The 16,296-nt window shown below is 67.6% G+C and carries 16 protein-coding genes; 2 read left to right on the top strand and 14 right to left on the bottom strand.

Features of this window, described 5'->3' with window-relative positions; all coding sequences use genetic code 11:
• Positions 1 to 208 precede the first annotated feature (208 nt).
• The 8 genes from AC13D8_RS08795 to pyrH form a co-directional block, all read right to left on the bottom strand.
• Positions 209 to 2,716, bottom strand: coding sequence for a penicillin-binding protein 1A (locus AC13D8_RS08795; RefSeq protein WP_482968542.1), 2,508 nt, complete (start codon positions 2,714 to 2,716; stop codon positions 209 to 211).
• Positions 2,717 to 2,813: 97 nt separating this feature from the next.
• Positions 2,814 to 4,046 carry an N-acetylmuramoyl-L-alanine amidase gene (locus AC13D8_RS08790; RefSeq protein ID WP_482968537.1) on the bottom strand — a complete coding sequence of 411 codons (1,233 nt, stop codon included), beginning with the start codon at positions 4,044 to 4,046 and terminating at the stop codon, positions 2,814 to 2,816.
• 117 nt (positions 4,047 to 4,163) lie between these two features.
• The gene (gene rseP / locus AC13D8_RS08785) at positions 4,164 to 5,510 is read right to left on the bottom strand and encodes an RIP metalloprotease RseP (protein ID WP_482968536.1); all 1,347 of its coding nucleotides are present in this window, start codon (positions 5,508 to 5,510) and stop codon (positions 4,164 to 4,166) included.
• 3 nt (positions 5,511 to 5,513) lie between these two features.
• The gene (dxr, locus tag AC13D8_RS08780; protein ID WP_482968535.1) at positions 5,514 to 6,704 is read right to left on the bottom strand and encodes a 1-deoxy-D-xylulose-5-phosphate reductoisomerase; all 1,191 of its coding nucleotides are present in this window, start codon (positions 6,702 to 6,704) and stop codon (positions 5,514 to 5,516) included.
• Positions 6,705 to 6,710: 6 nt separating this feature from the next.
• Positions 6,711 to 7,481 carry a phosphatidate cytidylyltransferase gene (locus AC13D8_RS08775; protein ID WP_482968534.1) on the bottom strand — a complete coding sequence of 257 codons (771 nt, stop codon included), beginning with the start codon at positions 7,479 to 7,481 and terminating at the stop codon, positions 6,711 to 6,713.
• Positions 7,478 to 8,209 carry a polyprenyl diphosphate synthase gene (gene uppS / locus AC13D8_RS08770; RefSeq protein WP_482968533.1) on the bottom strand — a complete coding sequence of 244 codons (732 nt, stop codon included), beginning with the start codon at positions 8,207 to 8,209 and terminating at the stop codon, positions 7,478 to 7,480. The genes AC13D8_RS08775 and uppS overlap by 4 nt, the downstream gene beginning before the upstream one ends.
• A 17-nt stretch (positions 8,210 to 8,226) precedes the next feature.
• Positions 8,227 to 8,790: a ribosome recycling factor gene (gene frr, locus AC13D8_RS08765; protein ID WP_104019065.1), complete on the bottom strand. Its 564-nt coding sequence runs from the start codon at positions 8,788 to 8,790 to the stop codon at positions 8,227 to 8,229.
• Between the two features lie 48 nt (positions 8,791 to 8,838).
• A complete protein-coding gene (gene pyrH, locus AC13D8_RS08760; protein ID WP_482968532.1) occupies positions 8,839 to 9,570 on the bottom strand; it encodes a UMP kinase in 732 nt (243 codons plus the stop codon).
• A gap of 314 nt (positions 9,571 to 9,884) precedes the next feature.
• Here pyrH and miaA point away from each other — a divergent pair, with 314 nt between their 5' ends.
• A complete protein-coding gene (miaA, locus tag AC13D8_RS08755; protein WP_482968531.1) occupies positions 9,885 to 10,763 on the top strand; it encodes a tRNA (adenosine(37)-N6)-dimethylallyltransferase MiaA in 879 nt (292 codons plus the stop codon).
• Between the two features lie 24 nt (positions 10,764 to 10,787).
• On the opposite strand, the gene AC13D8_RS08750 is transcribed toward miaA, so the two are convergent.
• Both AC13D8_RS08750 and AC13D8_RS08745 read right to left on the bottom strand, forming a co-directional pair.
• Positions 10,788 to 11,000 carry a hypothetical protein gene (locus AC13D8_RS08750; RefSeq protein ID WP_104019068.1) on the bottom strand — a complete coding sequence of 71 codons (213 nt, stop codon included), beginning with the start codon at positions 10,998 to 11,000 and terminating at the stop codon, positions 10,788 to 10,790.
• Positions 10,997 to 12,157, bottom strand: a complete 1,161-nt coding sequence (locus tag AC13D8_RS08745) for an aromatic ring-hydroxylating oxygenase subunit alpha (protein ID WP_482968530.1) — start codon at positions 12,155 to 12,157, stop codon at positions 10,997 to 10,999. Before AC13D8_RS08745 ends, AC13D8_RS08750 begins: the two co-directional genes overlap by 4 nt.
• Positions 12,158 to 12,352: 195 nt before the next feature.
• Here AC13D8_RS08745 and AC13D8_RS08740 point away from each other — a divergent pair, with 195 nt between their 5' ends.
• Complete coding sequence (locus tag AC13D8_RS08740; protein ID WP_482968529.1) at positions 12,353 to 12,604, top strand: hypothetical protein; 252 nt, start codon at positions 12,353 to 12,355, stop codon at positions 12,602 to 12,604.
• A gap of 10 nt (positions 12,605 to 12,614) precedes the next feature.
• Here the strand turns inward: AC13D8_RS08740 and ilvN are convergent, their stop codons facing one another.
• The 4 genes from ilvN to AC13D8_RS08720 all read right to left on the bottom strand — a co-directional run bounded on the left by ilvN (position 12,615) and on the right by AC13D8_RS08720 (position 16,294).
• A complete protein-coding gene (gene ilvN, locus AC13D8_RS08735) occupies positions 12,615 to 13,175 on the bottom strand; it encodes an acetolactate synthase small subunit (protein ID WP_104019071.1) in 561 nt (186 codons plus the stop codon).
• A gap of 79 nt (positions 13,176 to 13,254) precedes the next feature.
• Positions 13,255 to 15,009: an acetolactate synthase 3 large subunit gene (locus AC13D8_RS08730; RefSeq protein WP_482968528.1), complete on the bottom strand. Its 1,755-nt coding sequence runs from the start codon at positions 15,007 to 15,009 to the stop codon at positions 13,255 to 13,257.
• 274 nt (positions 15,010 to 15,283) lie between these two features.
• A complete protein-coding gene (locus AC13D8_RS08725) occupies positions 15,284 to 15,937 on the bottom strand; it encodes a phosphoribosylanthranilate isomerase (RefSeq protein ID WP_482968527.1) in 654 nt (217 codons plus the stop codon).
• A gap of 6 nt (positions 15,938 to 15,943) precedes the next feature.
• Positions 15,944 to 16,294, bottom strand: coding sequence for a lipopolysaccharide assembly protein LapA domain-containing protein (locus tag AC13D8_RS08720; RefSeq protein ID WP_129434585.1), 351 nt, complete (start codon positions 16,292 to 16,294; stop codon positions 15,944 to 15,946).
• Positions 16,295 to 16,296: the final 2 nt, after the last annotated feature.

The following is a 16,296-nucleotide window of genomic DNA, read 5'->3' as shown; positions in this document are numbered from 1 at the left end:
TGGTCCCGGCGCGGATTCAAGGCCGAAGGCCGCCGCGCCATCGCATGTCCGCCCCCCGGACAGGCGATTTGGCTAAGCTAGCGCACCGATTGCATGTTTTTCGGGAAATCAGAAATAAAGTGCCCTGAAGAACCGTTGGATCGCCTGCCCGCGGACATACGATGACACGGCTCACGGCAATGTCCCCTCAAGCCCACAAGCCGCCCTGTCAGTAGAGGCCGCCGGAACTCATCGAGCCAAACGTTGCCTTGCCGCCGACCTGCGCCTTGTCGCCGGTTGAGGTGGTGATATCTTCAATCACCTCGCGCTCGCCGGGTTGGTAGAGGTCGAGATCGTTGCCCATCGCGAAACCGCCGTCGAAGCTCACGCCGAAGACAGGCTCCTCGCCGTCGCGGAAATACTCGGCCACCACGTTGGCCCCGGCGGCGTCATCGGGCAGGCGCGCACCGCTATAGCGGTCGATCTTGATGAATTGCCCACCTGGTGGCACCTCGAAAGGCCCGCCGCCGAATTTCTCCACCGCCTGTGTCATGAACTCCTGGAACACCGGCCCACACATCGACGCGCCATAGGCCCCCCGTCCGAGACCCCGCGGCTGGTCATGGCCGATATAGCAGCCCGCCGCGATGTTGCTGGTGAAGCCGATGAACCACACGTCGCGCGCGTCGTTGGTGGTGCCGGTCTTGCCCGCCACCGGCACCGGCAGGTCGATCACGCCAGAGGCGGTGCCACGATCCACCACGCCCTTCATCATCGAGGTGAGCTGATAAGCGGTGATCGGGTCCATCACCCGCTCGCGGTCCGACACGATACGCGGCCCCCGCCCCGGCGGCAGGTATGCGTCGTCGCAATCCACGCAGGTCCGCGTGTCCTGGGCATAGAGCGTGCGGCCATAGCGGTCCTGCACCCGGTCCACGAGGCTGGGGCGGACCCGCTCACCGCCATTGGCGAACATCGAGTAGGCCGCCACCATGTTGTAGAGCGTGGTCTCGTCCGAACCCAGTGCATTGGCGAGATACGTGCCCATGTTCTCGTAGACACCGAACCGCTCGGCATAGCTTGCGACGATGTCCATGCCCACCTCCCGCGCGAGGCGGATGGTCATCAGGTTGCGCGACCGCTCGATGCCGGTGCGCAGGGGCGTCGGTCCATAGAATTTGTTGGACGAGTTGCGCGGCCGCCACAGGCCCTGCGGTGTGTCGATCTCGATGGGGGCGTCGATGATGATGGTCGCGGGGCTGTAGCCGCTGTCGAGCGCGGCGGCGTAGACGAAGGGTTTGAACGACGAGCCAGGCTGCCGCATCGCCTGCGTCGCGCGGTTGAACACCGAATCCTGGTAGGAAAATCCCCCCTGCATGGCGATCACGCGACCCGTGTTGACATCCATCGCCATGAACGCGCCCTGTACCTCGGGCACTTGCCGCAGGCTCCAGTTGACGAAGGCGCCCTCGTCGTCGAGAACCCGACGGACATGCACGACCGCGCCGCGCTCAAAGGTCTCCTGGAAATCATCGGGCAGCCAGGCGATGTCGCTGCGCGGCACCTCCTGCACGCCCTCGACACCCTCGATGCCGATGCGCATCGACTGATCGTCGGTCTCCAGCACCACCGCCGGAAACCATGTCCCGTCCAGCTCGATATCGCGCGCCACGCGCAGATCCGACAGCGCCGCGCGCCACGCGGCCTCGCTGTCCAGCGCCTCTTCGGGCAGGCTCTGCCCGGTGCCGCGCCAGCGCCCGCGACGCCGGTCATACGCCTCGAGCTGACGGCGCAGGGCGCGCGCGGCCGCGCTCTGCATCTGCGGGTCGATGGTGGCGCGCACGGTGAGCCCGCCGGAAAAGAACTCGCCCTCGCCGAAGACGTCGCTCAATTGCCGCCGGATCTCGTCGGTGAAATAGTCGCGTGGCGGCAATTCGGCGCTGAACGGCGCGAAATCGCCGTTCTGCACCGAACGCACTGGCTCGGCGCGCTCGGCCTCGAAGGTCGCCTCGTCCAGATAGCCGTTCTCCCACATCTCCTTGAGCACGAAATTGCGCCGGTCGCGCAACCGCTCCATCTCGCGCACGGGGTGATAGTCGCTCGGCGCCTTCGGCATCGCGGCCAGTGTCGCCGTCTCGTGGGGCGCCAGCTCGCTAAGATTCTTGTTGAAATAGGTCTGCGCGGCGGCGGTTACGCCATAGCTGTTCTGCCCGAGGAAAATCTCGTTGAGATAGAGCTCGAGGATGTCGTCCTTGCTGAGCGTCTCCTCGATGCGGGTGGCAAGGATGATCTCCTTGATCTTGCGCTCGATCCGGCGGTCGCCGGAGAGCAGGAAGTTCTTCATCACCTGCTGCGTGATGGTCGAGGCACCGCGCACGTTGCGCCCGCGCGACTTGATCGCGTCGTAAAGCGCCGAGGCAATTCCCAGCGCGTCATAGCCGCCATGGGTATAGAAATTCTTGTCCTCGGCGCTGATGAAGGCCTGCTTCACCAGGTCGGGTATCTCCTCGGCGGGGGTGAACAGCCGCCGCTCGCGGGCGAACTCGTCGATGATACGGCCCTCGGCGGAATAGATGCGGCTGATGGTGGGGGGTGTGTAATTGGCCAGGCTCTCGTGGCTTGGCAGATCCTTGCCATAGATGTGCAGCACCGCCCCGAGCGTGAGGCCACCGACGACCACAACGAGGGTTATCAGGCTGAAAACGGTGCCCAGAAGGCTCATCACAGGACGCAGCACGGATCGCTCCCTTTCAGGGTTGCGCCCGATATAGGCATGATCGCCGCCCCGGTCAAAACCAAAGCCGGGCTGCGGGGGCGGGATTTCGCGCGCGCGCTCATTGCCGCACCAGCCCGGCCCGCGCCCGGTCTTGCGCATGCCACCGTGCCAGCCCCGCGCGCACCGCCGTCACCAGTGCCGCGCGCCAGTCCGGGTCGCTCAGGTTGCGCCGGTCCCGCGCATCCGACAGGAATCCGGTCTCGACCAGAACCGAGGGGATGTCGGCGGCCTTGAGCACCGAGAACCCGGCGTGGCGCAGCGGCCGGCCCAGTACCGGGATACCCTCGCTGCGAAATACCTCCAGCAGCGTTTGGGCCAGCGCCTCGGCGCGTGGCTGCGTCTCCTGCCGCGCGAGATCCAGCAGCACGCCCGCAACCACGTCGTCGCTGTCGCTCAGGTCGACGCCCGCCAACAGGTCCGCCCGGTCGTGGCGCTCGGCCAAGGCCGCGCTCGCCGCGTCCGAGGCGGAATCGGACAGGGTATAGACCGACGCGCCCCGCGCCCGCGCATCCGTCAGCGCATCGGCATGCAAAGAGATGAACACGTCCGCCGCCGCGTCGTGCGCCAGCGCCACGCGTCGCTCAAGGCTCACGAACATGTCGGTGTCACGGGTGAGAAACACCTCGAACCCGCCCGCGCGCAACAGCGCCTCGCGCAACTCGCGCGCCAGCACCAGCATCAGCGCCTTCTCGGTCAACCCGCCCTCCTCGGCACCCGGATCGATCCCGCCATGTCCCGGGTCGATCATCACCCGCAGCGGCCCGTCTGCATCACGCGGCGGGGGCGGCGCGGTGTCGGCGGGCGGGGCGACATCCCAGCCGGGGCTGTCGGGCACGCCCGACGCGGCGGCAAAACGCTCGGGCGCGCCGCGCCCCAGCCGCACGCGCAATTCCGCGCGCCCGCTCTCGGGGTCGACATCGAGCCCCGCCTCGTCGAGCGGGTAGGGGCCAGCCAGGTCCACCACCATCCGCGACCAGCCCGGCCGTATCTGCCCCATGCGCAGGCCGCGCACCCGCTCGGTCGCCACCAGCCCGGTGGCGCCCGCGCCGCGCCAGTCCACCTCGCGGAAATCGAGCACCAGGCGCGGCGGCCCGTCGAGCGTGAACACCCGCCACGGCACCCCCTGCGACAACGCCAGCCGCAGCGAAACGCCGGGGCCGTCGGCCACGATCCGGCTGTCGGTCGCATCGAGCCGCGCAAGCCCGGTGAATCCCGCGCCCTCGGCCCGCGCCGTGCCGCCAAGGCACAGCGCGACCAGCACGGCCAGTCCAAACCTTGTAAAACTGCTCATCCGCCGGTCCCCGGTCTCGTTGTCACAAGGATACCGGCAAAGCGGCACTGACAACAGTCCCTCGCTTGTTCCTGGCAAAAATACTCCAGCCGTCACCGGTCCCGTCGGCGCGCCCGATCAAGGGCAGAAGAGATCGTTGAACACCGCGAACAGCATCAGCGACAGGATCAGCGTCAACCCCACGCTCATCATTATCCGCAATGCGCGCTCGCTCGGGGGGCGGCCGACGACGGCCTCGTAGGCGTAAAACACGAGGTGCCCACCATCGAGCACCGGCACGGGAAACAGGTTCAACAGCCCGACCGCCGTCGACAGGACCGCGACGAACCAGATGAAGCTCTCCGCGCCCTGGCTCGCCATCGCGCCCGAAACCTGTGCAATGCCGATGGGGCCGGACATGTTGCACGAACTGATCGCGCCGGTGATCATGTGATACAGACCCGAGACCGAGCTTTCCACGATCATCCAGGTCTGTCCGACGGCTGCGCCCAACGCCTCGACGGGCCCAAGCGCCTCTGTCGCGGGTTCAAACGCCATCGCGCCCACCACGCCGATGCGCCACTCGCTGCGGAAACCGCCCTCCTCCTGCGGCTCGTCCGTGCGGCGCGGCACCAGCGTGAGCTGTAGCGTCTCGCCCCCGCGCCAGACATCCAGCGCTAGCGGCGCCCCGTCCGAGCCCTCGACGATATCCTTGAGTTCGGAAAACGACACGACCGGTTCGCCATTCACCGCGGTGATCACGTCGCCCGCCTCGAGTCCTGCCGCGAAGGCCGCCGATTGCGGCGACAGGCCGCCCACCAGCGGCGGCATCAGGTGCGGGCCGGTCACGGTCACGCGCGCGCCCTCGCGCCGCACCTCGTATTCCAGCCGTGCCTCGCGCGGCAGCGCGTCGAGGAAATCGTCATAGGCCGCGTCGGCATCGGGGTCGGGCAGGGCCTGCCCCGCGACCGACAGGATCTCGTCACCCGGGCGCAGCCCGACCTCCGCCACCGGGAGCGGCTTCATCTCGCCCACGGTCAGCGGGTCGGCGGTCTTGCCCCCGCTCATCATCACCGCCGTGAAGATGAGGATCGACAGGATGAAATTGAACACGGGCCCCGCCGCCACGGTCGCCGTGCGCGCCCAGAGCGGCGCACCGTGCATGGTCTGTCGCAGGCGTTCGGGGGGCATGTCGGTCATCGCCGCGCCGTCCTTGCCGCTCGCGGCATCCGAATCCCCCATGAATTTGACGTAGCCGCCAAAGGGCAGGGCCGCCACCTGCCAGCGGGTGCCGTGCCGGTCCACCCGTGAAAAAAGTACCGGGCCAAAGCCGAGCGAGAACACGTCGGCCTTGATCCCCGACCAGCGTCCGACGATGTAGTGGCCGTATTCATGCACGGCCACGATGATCGAAAGCGCCACGACAAAGGCCAGTATCGTTATGAAAAGGCTGCCGAATTGCGGCAGAAGTATACTCAGGTCCAAAGCCTATCCCCGTCTTGTGATTTCCGTCGCCACGGCGTCGGCGCATTGCCTTGCCAGATGGTCCATCCCGGCCACCCGATCAAGGGTCAGATCGTCGCCACGCGCCACGCCCTGTGCCTCGGGGGTGGCCAGCATTCGTTCCAGCACCTCCTCGACCAGCGGCGCCATTGCCATGAATCCGATATGCCCGGCGATGAAATGGTCGAGCGCGCGCTCCTTGGCGGCGTTGAAAATGGCCCCGGCAAGGCCGCCTTCGGCCATCACTGCCCGCGCCAGCCGCAGCGCCGGGGCGCGGGCCTCGTCGGGGTTGCGAAATTCCAGCACGCCCTCGGCGGCAAGGTCCAGCGCGGCCACCGGCAGCGCCCGCCGCTCGGGCCAGTTGAGCGCGTAGCCGATGGCGTGGCGCATGTCCGGCGGCCCGACATGGGCCATCAGCGCGCCATCGTTGAAGCCCACAAGCGCGTGCATCAGCGATTGCGGATGGATCAGCACCTCGATCTGCGCCGGATCGAGGCCAAAGAATTCGCGCGCCTCGATCATCTCCAGCGCCTTGTTGAACATCGACGCCGAATCGATGGTGATGCGCTGCCCCATGTCCCAGTTGGGATGGGTCGAGGCCTCGGCCACCGTGGCCCGCGCCAGCCGCTCCGCCGGCCAGTCGCGGAACGCGCCGCCCGAGGCGGTGATGATGACGCGGCTGACCGTGCCGATATCCTCGCCCACAAGCGCCTGGAAAATCGCCGAATGCTCGCTGTCCACCGGCAGGATGCGCGCCCCCGAGGCCCGCGCCGCCGCCATCACCAGCGGCCCTGCGGTGACAAGCGATTCCTTGTTCGCCAGCGCCAGCGTCGCGCCGGTCTCCAGCGCCCTGAGCCCGGGCTCCAGCCCCGCCGCGCCGACGATCGCCGACATCACCCAGTCGGCGGGCCGTGCCGCCGCCTCGATCAGCGCCGCGCGCCCCGCCGCCGCCTCGACCCCCGATCCCGCCAGCGCCGCGCGCAGATCGTCGAGCCGGCCCTCATCCGCCGTGACCGCCACCTCCGCGCCCAGCTCGCGCGCGTCGGCGGCCAGTTGCGCCACGTTCGCACCCGCGGTCAGCGCCACCACCCGATAGGCGTCGCGGTCGCGCCGGATCAGGTCGAGCGTGCTCTGCCCGACAGAGCCGGTCGCCCCGAGGATGCTCACCCGTCGCATCGCCGCTCACACCAGCCCGGCGGCGCGCATGAGCCCGAGGGCCAGCGCCGCGCCCAGCATGGCGTCGAACCGGTCGAGCACCCCGCCATGCCCGGGGATGAGGTTCGAGGAATCCTTGACCCCCTGCATCCGCTTGACCGCGCTTTCGGCGACATCGCCCATCTGCCCGGCCATGCCCACCAGCACCGAAACCGGGATCAGCACCACGCCCGCGCCCGTGGGGCCAGCAAAGACCGCACCGACCGCCGCCGCCCCGAGCCAGCCGGCGGCCGTGCCCGACCACGTCTTCTTGGGGCTGATGCGCGGCCAGAATTTCGGCCCGCCCAGCGCCTTGCCCGCGAAATAGCCCGCCACGTCCGACACGATCACCACCACCGCCAACCACAGCACCCAGGTGAGCCCCGCCTCGCCCGCGCGCAGATCAAAGATCACCCAGGGCGCCAGCAACGCCGCCAGCTCCAGCGCGGCAAAGGGGCCGCGCGCGCGCGGCACCGTCTCGGCATTGACCAGCACCGCCGCCGCCACCAGCGGCAGCACGAAGATCCCCGGCAGCCACAGCGCCAGCGCCAGCGCCGCCGCGCCGGAGAGACCCGCGCGCGCCGGCGCGGTCGAGGCATAGAGCCGGGCCGCCTCCCATGTCATCAGCCCGCCCAATGCGACCGCCAGCGCGGCAAACACCACGCCGCCCGCCCAGATCGCCCCGAGGCCCACCGCGGCCATCGCCACGCCAGAGGCCACGCGCGGCGCCAGGTCGGACCAGCGCGCATCCGCGCTCATGCGCGCACCGCGCCGAATCGGCGGTCGCGCGCGCCGTATTGCGCCAGCACCCCGGTAAAGATGTCACGGGTGAAATCGGGCCACAGCGTGTCGATGAACTCGTACTCGGCATAGGCCGATTGCCACAGCAGGAAATTCGAGATGCGCGCCTCGCCGGAGGTGCGGATCACGAGGTCGGGATCGGGCAGCACGCGGGTGTCGAGGTAGCGTGGCAGCGTCTGTTCATCGACCGTATCGGGATCGAGCCGCCCCTCGGCCACATCACGCGCCAGCCGGCGCATGGCGCGCGCCACCTCGTCGCGGCCGCCGTAATTGATCGCGATGGTGAGGTTGAGCCGCGTGCAATGGGCGGTCATCTCCTCGGTCTCTTCCATCAGCCCGCGCAGCCCCGGCTCCAGCCGGTAGCGGTCGCCGATGAAGCGCACGCGCACATCCTCGCGCACGAATTCCTGCATTTCCTTGATGATGTAGCGGCGAAACAGGCTCATCAGCCCGGCCACCTCGGTCTGCGTGCGCTTCCAGTTCTCGGTGGAGAAGGCAAAGATGGTCAGGTACTCGACGCCAAGATCGGGGCAGGCGGCAACGATCTCGCGCACCCGCCGCGCGCCCGCATGGTGGCCGAACAGCCGCGGGCGGCCACGGCTCTGCGCCCAGCGGCCGTTGCCGTCCATGATGATCGCCACATGGCGCGGCCCGGCCCCGGTGTCGCGGGGCTTGCTCTTTGCCATGCGCGTCTCCTGCCGCATCAGACTTGCATGATCTCGGCTTGTTTGTGTTCGAGCGCGTCGTCCACTTGCTTGACGAAACTGTCCGTCAGCTCCTGCACCGCGTTTTCCCAGAATTTCTGATCGTCCTCGGACATGCCTTCGGCCTTGGCCTTCTTGATCTGGTCCATGCCGTCGCGGCGCACGTTGCGCACGGCGACGCGGGCGTGCTCTGCATATTGCGAGGCGACCTTGGTCAATTCCTTGCGGCGCTCCTCGTTCAGTTCGGGGATGGGCAGCATGATGATCGGGCCGTTGGTCTGCGGGTTGATGCCCAGCCCGCTCTCGCGGATCGCCTTTTCCACCTTGTTCACGAGGCTCTTGTCCCAGACATTGATCGTGACCATCCGTGGCTCGGGCACGTTCACGGTGCCCACCTGGTTGATCGGGGTCATCTGGCCATAGGCCTCGACCTGCACAGGCTCCAGCATCGAGGCCGAGGCCCGCCCCGTCCGGAGCGATGCAAACTCGGTCCGCAGAGAGGCCATCGCGCCGGTCATCCGCCGCTCTAGATCATCCAGGTCGATTTCGATTTCGTCCGCCATAGTCGTTCCCATGTCCTTGTCGGGGATGCGCGTCTCCCCTGTTTAACCTCACGCGTGCACGGTTGTATAGGTGCCCTCGCCCGAGAGGATGCCGCGAAAACCGCCGGGCTCGTCGAGCGAGAAGACGATGATCGGCAGGTTGTTGTCGCGCGCGAGCGCAATCGCGCTTGCATCCATCACGCCAAGGTGCTGCGCCAGCACCTCGTCATAGGTGATCTTCTCGAAGCGGCGCGCATCGGCGTGCTTGACCGGGTCCTTGTCATAGACGCCGTCCACCTTGGTGCCCTTGAGAATTGCCTCGCAGGCCATCTCGTTGGCGCGCAGGGTGGCAGCGGTGTCGGTGGTAAAGTAGGGATTTCCGGTCCCGGCGGCAAAGATGCAGATGCGCTTTTTCTCCAGGTGGCGCACCGCGCGGCGGCGGATATAGGGCTCCGCCACCTCGTCCATGCGGATGGCGCTGATGACCCGGCAATAGGCGCCCGCGCGTTCCAGCGCGCTCTGCATGGCGAGCGCGTTCATCACCGTGGCCAGCATCCCCATGTAATCGGCGGTGGTCCGCTCCATCCCCTGCGCGGACCCTTGCAGCCCGCGGAAGATATTGCCGCCGCCGATCACCATGCAGATTTCCACACCCATGTCGTGGACGCTCTTGACCTCCTGCGCGATGCGCTCGACCGTCGGCGGGTGCAGCCCATAGCCTTGGTCCCCCATCAGCGCCTCGCCCGATATCTTGAGCATCACGCGGCTGAACTTGGCTTTGCTCGTGTCAGGGGGGGTCATCGGGGCTCTCCACGGCTGCTCTTTTGAATTGCGCGCAAAATGTCGCAAATACCGGGAAGGTGCAATCGCGGAAACGGCGGGGTCGATGTGGGGCCTCGCCAGTATCCACCGCCCGGCGGCACCGCCGGGCAGCGCCTGCCTGCCCCCCGGCAGGCGCTTCAAGCGTTACAACCGGGTGCAACGGTCCGCATTGCGTGGCCGCATCGCCGCTGGCCCCGTCACGCCCAAGCGCCCGCCCAGGCAGGCGCTGCCCTCCTGTCCCGGACGCACCACCCCTCGCCAAACCCGGCGATCCGCGCTAGGCCCGTCACGTCATGCAGATCGAGACGATAGACCCATCGCGCCCGGTGCTCATCGCCGGGCCCACCGCCAGCGGAAAATCCGCGCTGGCGCTCGCCATCGCGCGCGCGCAGGGCGGCGTCATCGTCAACGCCGACGCGCTCCAGGTCTATGCCAACTGGCGTATCCTATCGGCGCGCCCCTCGCCGGAGGAAGAGGCGCAGGCGCCCCACCGGCTCTACGGCCATGTCGCACCGGAGCAGGACTATTCCGCCGGCCACTGGCTGCGCGAGGTGGCCCCGCTGCTGGCGGCGGGTGCGCGCCCGATCATCGTGGGCGGCACCGGGCTCTATTTCGCGGCGCTGACCGAGGGGCTGGCGGACATCCCCGCAACCCCGCCGGACATCCGCGCCGAGGGTGACCGGCTGCTGCGCGAGGCAGGCGTGGCCGCGCTTGTCGACACGCTCGACCCGGAAACCCGCGCGCGCATCGACACCGCCAATCCCCGCCGCGTGCAGCGCGCATGGGAGGTACAGGCCGCCACCGGGCGCGGGCTGGCCGCCTGGCAGGACGCCACGCCGCCGCCGCTGCTGCCGCTGGCGCGCGCCACGCCGATCCTCGTCGAGGCGCCGAAGGACTGGCTCGACCCGCGTATCACCCGCCGCTTCGACGCGATGCTCGACGCGGGCGCGCTCGACGAGGCGCGCGCCAACCTGGCGGGGTGGGACGCCGCACGCCCCGCCGCGCAGGCCATCGGCGCGCCGGAACTCATCGCTCACCTGCGCGGCGAGATGACGCTCGATGCGGCCCGCGAAGCCGCGATCACCGCCACCCGCCAATACGCCAAGCGTCAGCGCACATGGTTTCGCGCCCGTATGCACGGCTGGCACCGCGTGCAGGCCGAGACGCTCTGAGGTTCTGCCTGCGTTACCGCGCCGTCACGCCTCGCGGCCATGCGCCTTGAGCCGGGCGTGCAGCTTTCCCGCCTCGGGCGCGCCGGTCTCCAGCGCGAAGACATAGGCGTGGGTGAGAAAGAAGCACGCCGCGTCGAGATCGTTCAGCCGGTCGGCGGCCCGCGCGTAGAGCCGCGCCAGCGCCCGCCGGTCGTCGGCCGCGTGCGCCGCGAGGATCGCCGCCTCGAGCCGTTTCACTCCGCCGCCCTTGACAGCGCGCGGTGGGTCTCGATCTTGCCGGCCACCCAGTCGTGAAAGCAATGGGTGGGGCTGTCCATCACCGGCGAGAACCGCCCGCCGTCGAACCGCGCCGCGTGGCGGCCGCGCTGCATCCCCTCGACGACAAAGATGTCCTCCTCGAACACGGTCTTCCAAAGCTGCGTGTTGCGCATCTTGAGCCCTTCCTCGGCGGCGGGCGTGGCGTAGTAGAGGTGGATATGCTCGACCGTGCGCTCCGGCCCCTTGGGCTCGAGGATGATGGCGAAGGCATGGTCGCGGTGCACACCGAGCAGGACGTTGGGATAGGCCGCGATATACTCGGCCTGCTCGTTCCACTTCGCGCCGACATCCTCGAAATCGGGGAATTTTTCGCCGGTTTCGTTGGTGATCTGGCGATAGACCATCGTGCCCTGCCCGGAATACTCGCCGCGCTTCTCGATGTGGTAGTGATCCTCCAGCCGCGAATAACTGTTGAGGCCGGGATGCACCCAGGGCAGGTGATAGCTCTCGCAGTAATTCTCGACCGCGAGTTTCCAGTTGGTCGCCACCTCCAGCGTGAAGCGGCTGTCATGGCCGCCGTGGTAGAGCGGCAGGTCAAACTCCGACCAGCGGGTAATGAGGTCTGACATCGCCTCCTCGAACGGCGCGGCATCGCCCGAGACGTTGATCCAGACGATGTCGCGCCAGATATGGCTGCGCACCTCGTTGAGGCCAAGCTCGTCGCGGCGGATGGCGTCGTGGACATTGTGGCCCGGCCCGCCGACATGCGGGGTCGAGACGAGGTTGCCCTTGGTCGAGTAGCACCACGAATGGTAGGGGCAGCGGATCGCGCCCTCGATGCGGCGCGGTTCTTCGACGAGGATCATGCCGCGATGGCGGCAGATGTTCTCGAACACGCGCACCGTGCCCTCCTTGTCGCGGATCAGCAGCAGCGGCACCCCGAGAAACTCCAGCGGTTTCGCATCGCCCGGCTCGGGCACGTCCGCGCCCACGGCAAGCCCCGCCCATTGCGAGAACAAGAGCGCCTGCCGCTCTTCCGCAAACACGGCGGGGTCGGTGTAATGGGCGTTGGGCAGGCCGCGGGCGGCCTCCACGCTCGCGCGCACCTGGCCAAGATCGGTCAGCGGCTGGCTCATGTCGTCTCTCCCGTTATGCGTCATGAGAGGCACGATAGCCCGGAAAGGCCGCGCGCGGCGCACCCGCTTGCGACCTGAGTTTCCTCAAGGCGACATGGCGGGCCCAGGCCTGTTCACCAAGTCTTGCATTTCGCGTGATCCGGGCCTTGTGCAACCATACCGCGAATAGTGGTGCTATGCCGGAAGAGGGAAGATATGCTGGGACTGATCTTGTGGTGTGACGGGGCCGAGGGGCGCGCGTTGATCTGGTGCGAGGATCACGGCGATCTCGCCTGGTACGAGGCGGGCAGCGAAGAGGTGGCCCCGGTCCCGGTCCGCACGGGCGATCTCGTCCACGTGGGCGTGAGCGCGGCGCCGGGGCTGCGCCGCGCGCAGGCGCTGCGGATCGTGGCGCGCGGGGCGCATGCGGACCTGCCGCGACGACTGACGCGCGAAGCGGCGGGCTGATCCCGCGCGCTCAGAGCCCGCGCGACATTGCTGCCACGCCCGTGCGCGCCATCTCGACAAGGCCGAGGGGCCGCATCAGATCGGCGAAAGCGTCGATCTTTTCCGGCGCGCCGGTGATCTCGAAGACGAAGCTGGTAAGCGTGCTGTCCACCGCATTGGCGCGAAAGATATCCGCCAGCCGCAGCGCCTCGACCCGCTTGTCGCCCTCGCCCTCGACCTTCAACAGCGCCAGCTCGCGCTCGACGCTCGGCCCCTCGACGGTGAGGTCATGCACCTCGTGCACCGGCACGATGCGGCCAAGCTGCGCCTTGATCTGCTCGATCACCTGCGGCGTGCCGGTGGTGACGATGGTGATGCGGCTGGTGTGGCCGGTATGGTCCACCTCGGCCACGGTCAGGCTGTCGATGTTGTAGCCCCGGCCAGAGAACAGGCCGATCACGCGCGCCAGCACCCCCGGCTCGTTATCGACGATCACGGCGAGGGTGTGGGTTTCCTGCACGTCCGAGAATTGCGGCCTCAGGTTGTAGGCGGAATGCTTGGACGAGCCTTTCTTGATCTTCAGGGCTGACATTGGTCTAATCCTTGTTGAGGCGGTTCCGTGCCGGAATTTTCAAAAAGTTCCGGGCCGTTTTCTTTTAAAGAAAACGGAATCACACCAGCACCGCGCCGCCTTCCTTGATTGCGTCCTTCGTGCTGGCCTCGCCCAGCAGCATCTTGTTGTGCGGCTCTCCGCTCGGGATCATCGGGAAGCAGTTCTCGTGCTTCTCGACCACGCAGTCGAAGATCACCGGCCCGTCGTAATCGAGCATCTCCATGATCGCGTCGTCCAGGTCGGCGGGATCCTTGCAGATGATGCCCTTGGCCCCGAACGCCTCGGCCAGTTTCACGAAATCCGGCAGCGCCTCGGACCACGACGACGAATAGCGCTCGCCATGCAGCAATTCCTGCCATTGCCGCACCATGCCCAGCCGCTCGTTGTTGAGGATGAATTGCTTGACCGGCAGGCGATACTGCACCGCGGTGCCCATCTCCTGCATGTTCATCAGCCACGATGCCTCGCCCGCGACGTTGATCACCAATGCCTCGGGATGCGCCATCTGCACACCGATGGAGGACGGGAAGCCGTAGCCCATTGTCCCAAGCCCGCCTGAGGTCATCCAGCGGTTGGGATCCTCGAAGCCCAGGTATTGCGCCGCCCACATCTGGTGCTGGCCCACCTCGGTGCAGATATAGCGGTCATGCCCCTTGGTCAGCGCTTCCAGCCGTTCCAGCGCGTATTGCGGCTTGATGGTGGGGCCTTCCTGGGTGAATTTCAGGCAATCGACGCGCCGCCACTCGGCGATCTTTTCGCGCCACTTGGCGATCGCCTCGGCATTGACCTTGCGGCCGCGCGACTTCCAGACCTTGAGAACGTCCTCCAGCACATGGGCGATGTCGCCGACGATGGGGATGTCGGTCTTGATCACCTTGTTGATCGAGGACGGATCGATGTCGATATGCGCCTTGATGCTGTCCGGGCTGAACGCGTCCAGCCGCCCGGTGATCCGGTCGTCGAACCGCGCACCGATATTGATCATCAGGTCGCAGCCATGCATCGCCATGTTGGCCTCGTAGAGCCCGTGCATCCCCAGCATCCCCAGCCAGTGCTTGCCGCTGGCCGGATACGCCCCGAGCCCCATTAGCGTGGAGGTGACGGGAATGCCGGTGGCCTCGACCAGCTCGCGCAAGAGCTGGCTGGCCGCGGGGCCAGAGTTGATGACACCGCCGCCGGTGTAGAAGATCGGGCGCTTCGCCTTCTCGATGGCCGCCACCAGGTCGGTGATGCCCTCGATATCGCCCTTGACCTGCGGCTGATAGTGATGCGTGCGCGCCTTTTGCGGCGGGGTGTACTCGGCCGAGGCGAACTGCACATCCTTGGGAATGTCGATCAGCACCGGCCCGGGCCGCCCCGAGGTGGCAACGTGAAACGCCTGGTGGATGGTGTCCGACAGTTTCCCCGTGTCCGACACCAGCCAGTTGTGCTTGGTGCAGGGGCGCGTGATGCCCACGGTGTCCGCCTCCTGGAAGGCGTCGTTGCCGATCATGAAGGTGGGCACCTGTCCGGTCAGCACGACGATCGGGATGGAATCCATCAGCGCGTCGGTGATGCCGGTGACGGCGTTGGTGGCGCCGGGGCCCGAGGTGACAAGCACGACACCGGGCCGCCCGGTGGAGCGTGCGTACCCTTCGGCGGCGTGCACCGCGCCCTGTTCGTGCCGCACGAGGATGTGGCGGATGTCGTTCTGCTGGAAAATCTCGTCATAGATCGGCAGCACCGCCCCGCCGGGATAGCCGAATACGACATCCACGCCCTGATCCCTGAGGGCCTGGACCACCATTTTCGCTCCGGTCATCTGACGTGTCATCTGCTCTCGTGCTCCGTATCTGACGTCATTTCCGTTCTCGCATAAAAAAGCCCCCGGTCGCATGGCGGGGGCGCATGGGGTGCCGATATGGTCTCCGTTACCGGCCCATGCGCCATTTGCCTACGATGTCCACAAGCGCTGCCATGCTGCGGCGACTCCTTTGCTGCGTGGCGGCGACATTAGGTCCGGGGGCAGGGGGCGTCAACCCGATCCTGCGGATAAAATGTCGCCAAAGGGGGAGGTTTCTTTGCATTTGTTGCGTGAATTGCGGCTTTCAGGCGTCCGAACCCCGTGCAGCCGCGATGAAGGCCCGGATGAGCGCCGGGTCCTTGTGGCCCGGAGAGACCTCGACCCCCGACGACACGTCGATCTGCCGCGCGCCGGTGCGCGCGACGGCATCGGCGACGGTTTCGGGCGTCAGCCCGCCCGCCAGCAGCCACGGCAGGGGCCAGTCGCGCCCCTCGATGAGCCCCCAGTCAAAGGCCAGGGCGTTGCCGCCCGGGCGGCTCGCGCCCGGCGGCGGCTTGGCGTCGATCAGCAACTGGTCGGCCACGCCGGCATAGCGGTCGATCTGGTCGAGGTCGGCGGCCTCGGCGATGCCGATGGCCTTCATCACCGGCAGGCCGTAGCGGGCCTTGACCTCGCTCACGCGCGCCGGGCTCTCGCTCCCGTGCAGTTGCAGCATGTCCAGAGGCACCCGTGCGCACAGCGCGTCGAGCGTGGCGTCGTCGGCATCGACCGTCAGCGCCACCTTGGCCACGCCCGGCGGTACCTCGAGCGCCAGCGCACGCGCCGCCTCGACGTCGACATGGCGCGGCGATTTCTCGAAAAAGACAAATCCCACATAGGCCGCGCCCGCCTCGACGGCGGCGGCCACGTCGCGCGCCTCGGTGAGGCCGCAGATCTTCACGCGGACGTCACGGGACATGGGCGTTCAGCCCGCCTCGTCGAGAAGGGCGAGAACCTCGTCGTGCTCGCGCGTGTCCTTCTTCTTGAGCCGGGCCACCTCGGCGCGCAGGCTGGCCAGCTCGCGCGCCTGCCGGGCAGCGGCGGCCCGCTCGCCCGCCTCGCGGATCCATTCCCAGATAAAGCCGAGGATCAGCCCCGCGAGAATTCCGCCAAAGATCACCACGAAGAGCGGCAGATCATAGGTCGGGTTGAGCGCGGCAAAACCCGACAGTTCGTCGGGCAGCACCCGGAGCGTGACCATTCCGCGATTGGCCAGCGCGATCAGCACCAGCGCAAGGGCGAATAGGGCGATGCAGGCGTAGCGGATATAGCGCATGG

The sequence above is a fragment of the Roseovarius sp. B-10 genome (genome assembly GCF_056859295.1).
This window is presented reverse-complemented; position numbering and strand designations above follow the sequence as displayed.

Coding starts and splice junctions, on each gene's coding strand:
- pyrH (WP_482968532.1), bottom strand. CDS start 9,570: ATGACCCCCCCTGACACGAGCAAAGCCAAGTTCAGCCGCGTGATGCTC.
- AC13D8_RS08720 (WP_129434585.1), bottom strand. CDS start 16,294: ATGCGCTATATCCGCTACGCCTGCATCGCCCTATTCGCCCTTGCGCTG.
- AC13D8_RS08725 (WP_482968527.1), bottom strand. CDS start 15,937: ATGTCCCGTGACGTCCGCGTGAAGATCTGCGGCCTCACCGAGGCGCGC.
- ilvN (WP_104019071.1), bottom strand. CDS start 13,175: ATGTCAGCCCTGAAGATCAAGAAAGGCTCGTCCAAGCATTCCGCCTAC.
- dxr (WP_482968535.1), bottom strand. CDS start 6,704: ATGCGACGGGTGAGCATCCTCGGGGCGACCGGCTCTGTCGGGCAGAGC.
- AC13D8_RS08745 (WP_482968530.1), bottom strand. CDS start 12,157: ATGAGCCAGCCGCTGACCGATCTTGGCCAGGTGCGCGCGAGCGTGGAG.
- AC13D8_RS08790 (WP_482968537.1), bottom strand. CDS start 4,046: ATGAGCAGTTTTACAAGGTTTGGACTGGCCGTGCTGGTCGCGCTGTGC.
- frr (WP_104019065.1), bottom strand. CDS start 8,790: ATGGCGGACGAAATCGAAATCGACCTGGATGATCTAGAGCGGCGGATG.
- miaA (WP_482968531.1), top strand. CDS start 9,885: ATGCAGATCGAGACGATAGACCCATCGCGCCCGGTGCTCATCGCCGGG.
- AC13D8_RS08740 (WP_482968529.1), top strand. CDS start 12,353: ATGCTGGGACTGATCTTGTGGTGTGACGGGGCCGAGGGGCGCGCGTTG.
- AC13D8_RS08775 (WP_482968534.1), bottom strand. CDS start 7,481: ATGAGCGCGGATGCGCGCTGGTCCGACCTGGCGCCGCGCGTGGCCTCT.
- uppS (WP_482968533.1), bottom strand. CDS start 8,209: ATGGCAAAGAGCAAGCCCCGCGACACCGGGGCCGGGCCGCGCCATGTG.
- AC13D8_RS08730 (WP_482968528.1), bottom strand. CDS start 15,009: ATGACACGTCAGATGACCGGAGCGAAAATGGTGGTCCAGGCCCTCAGG.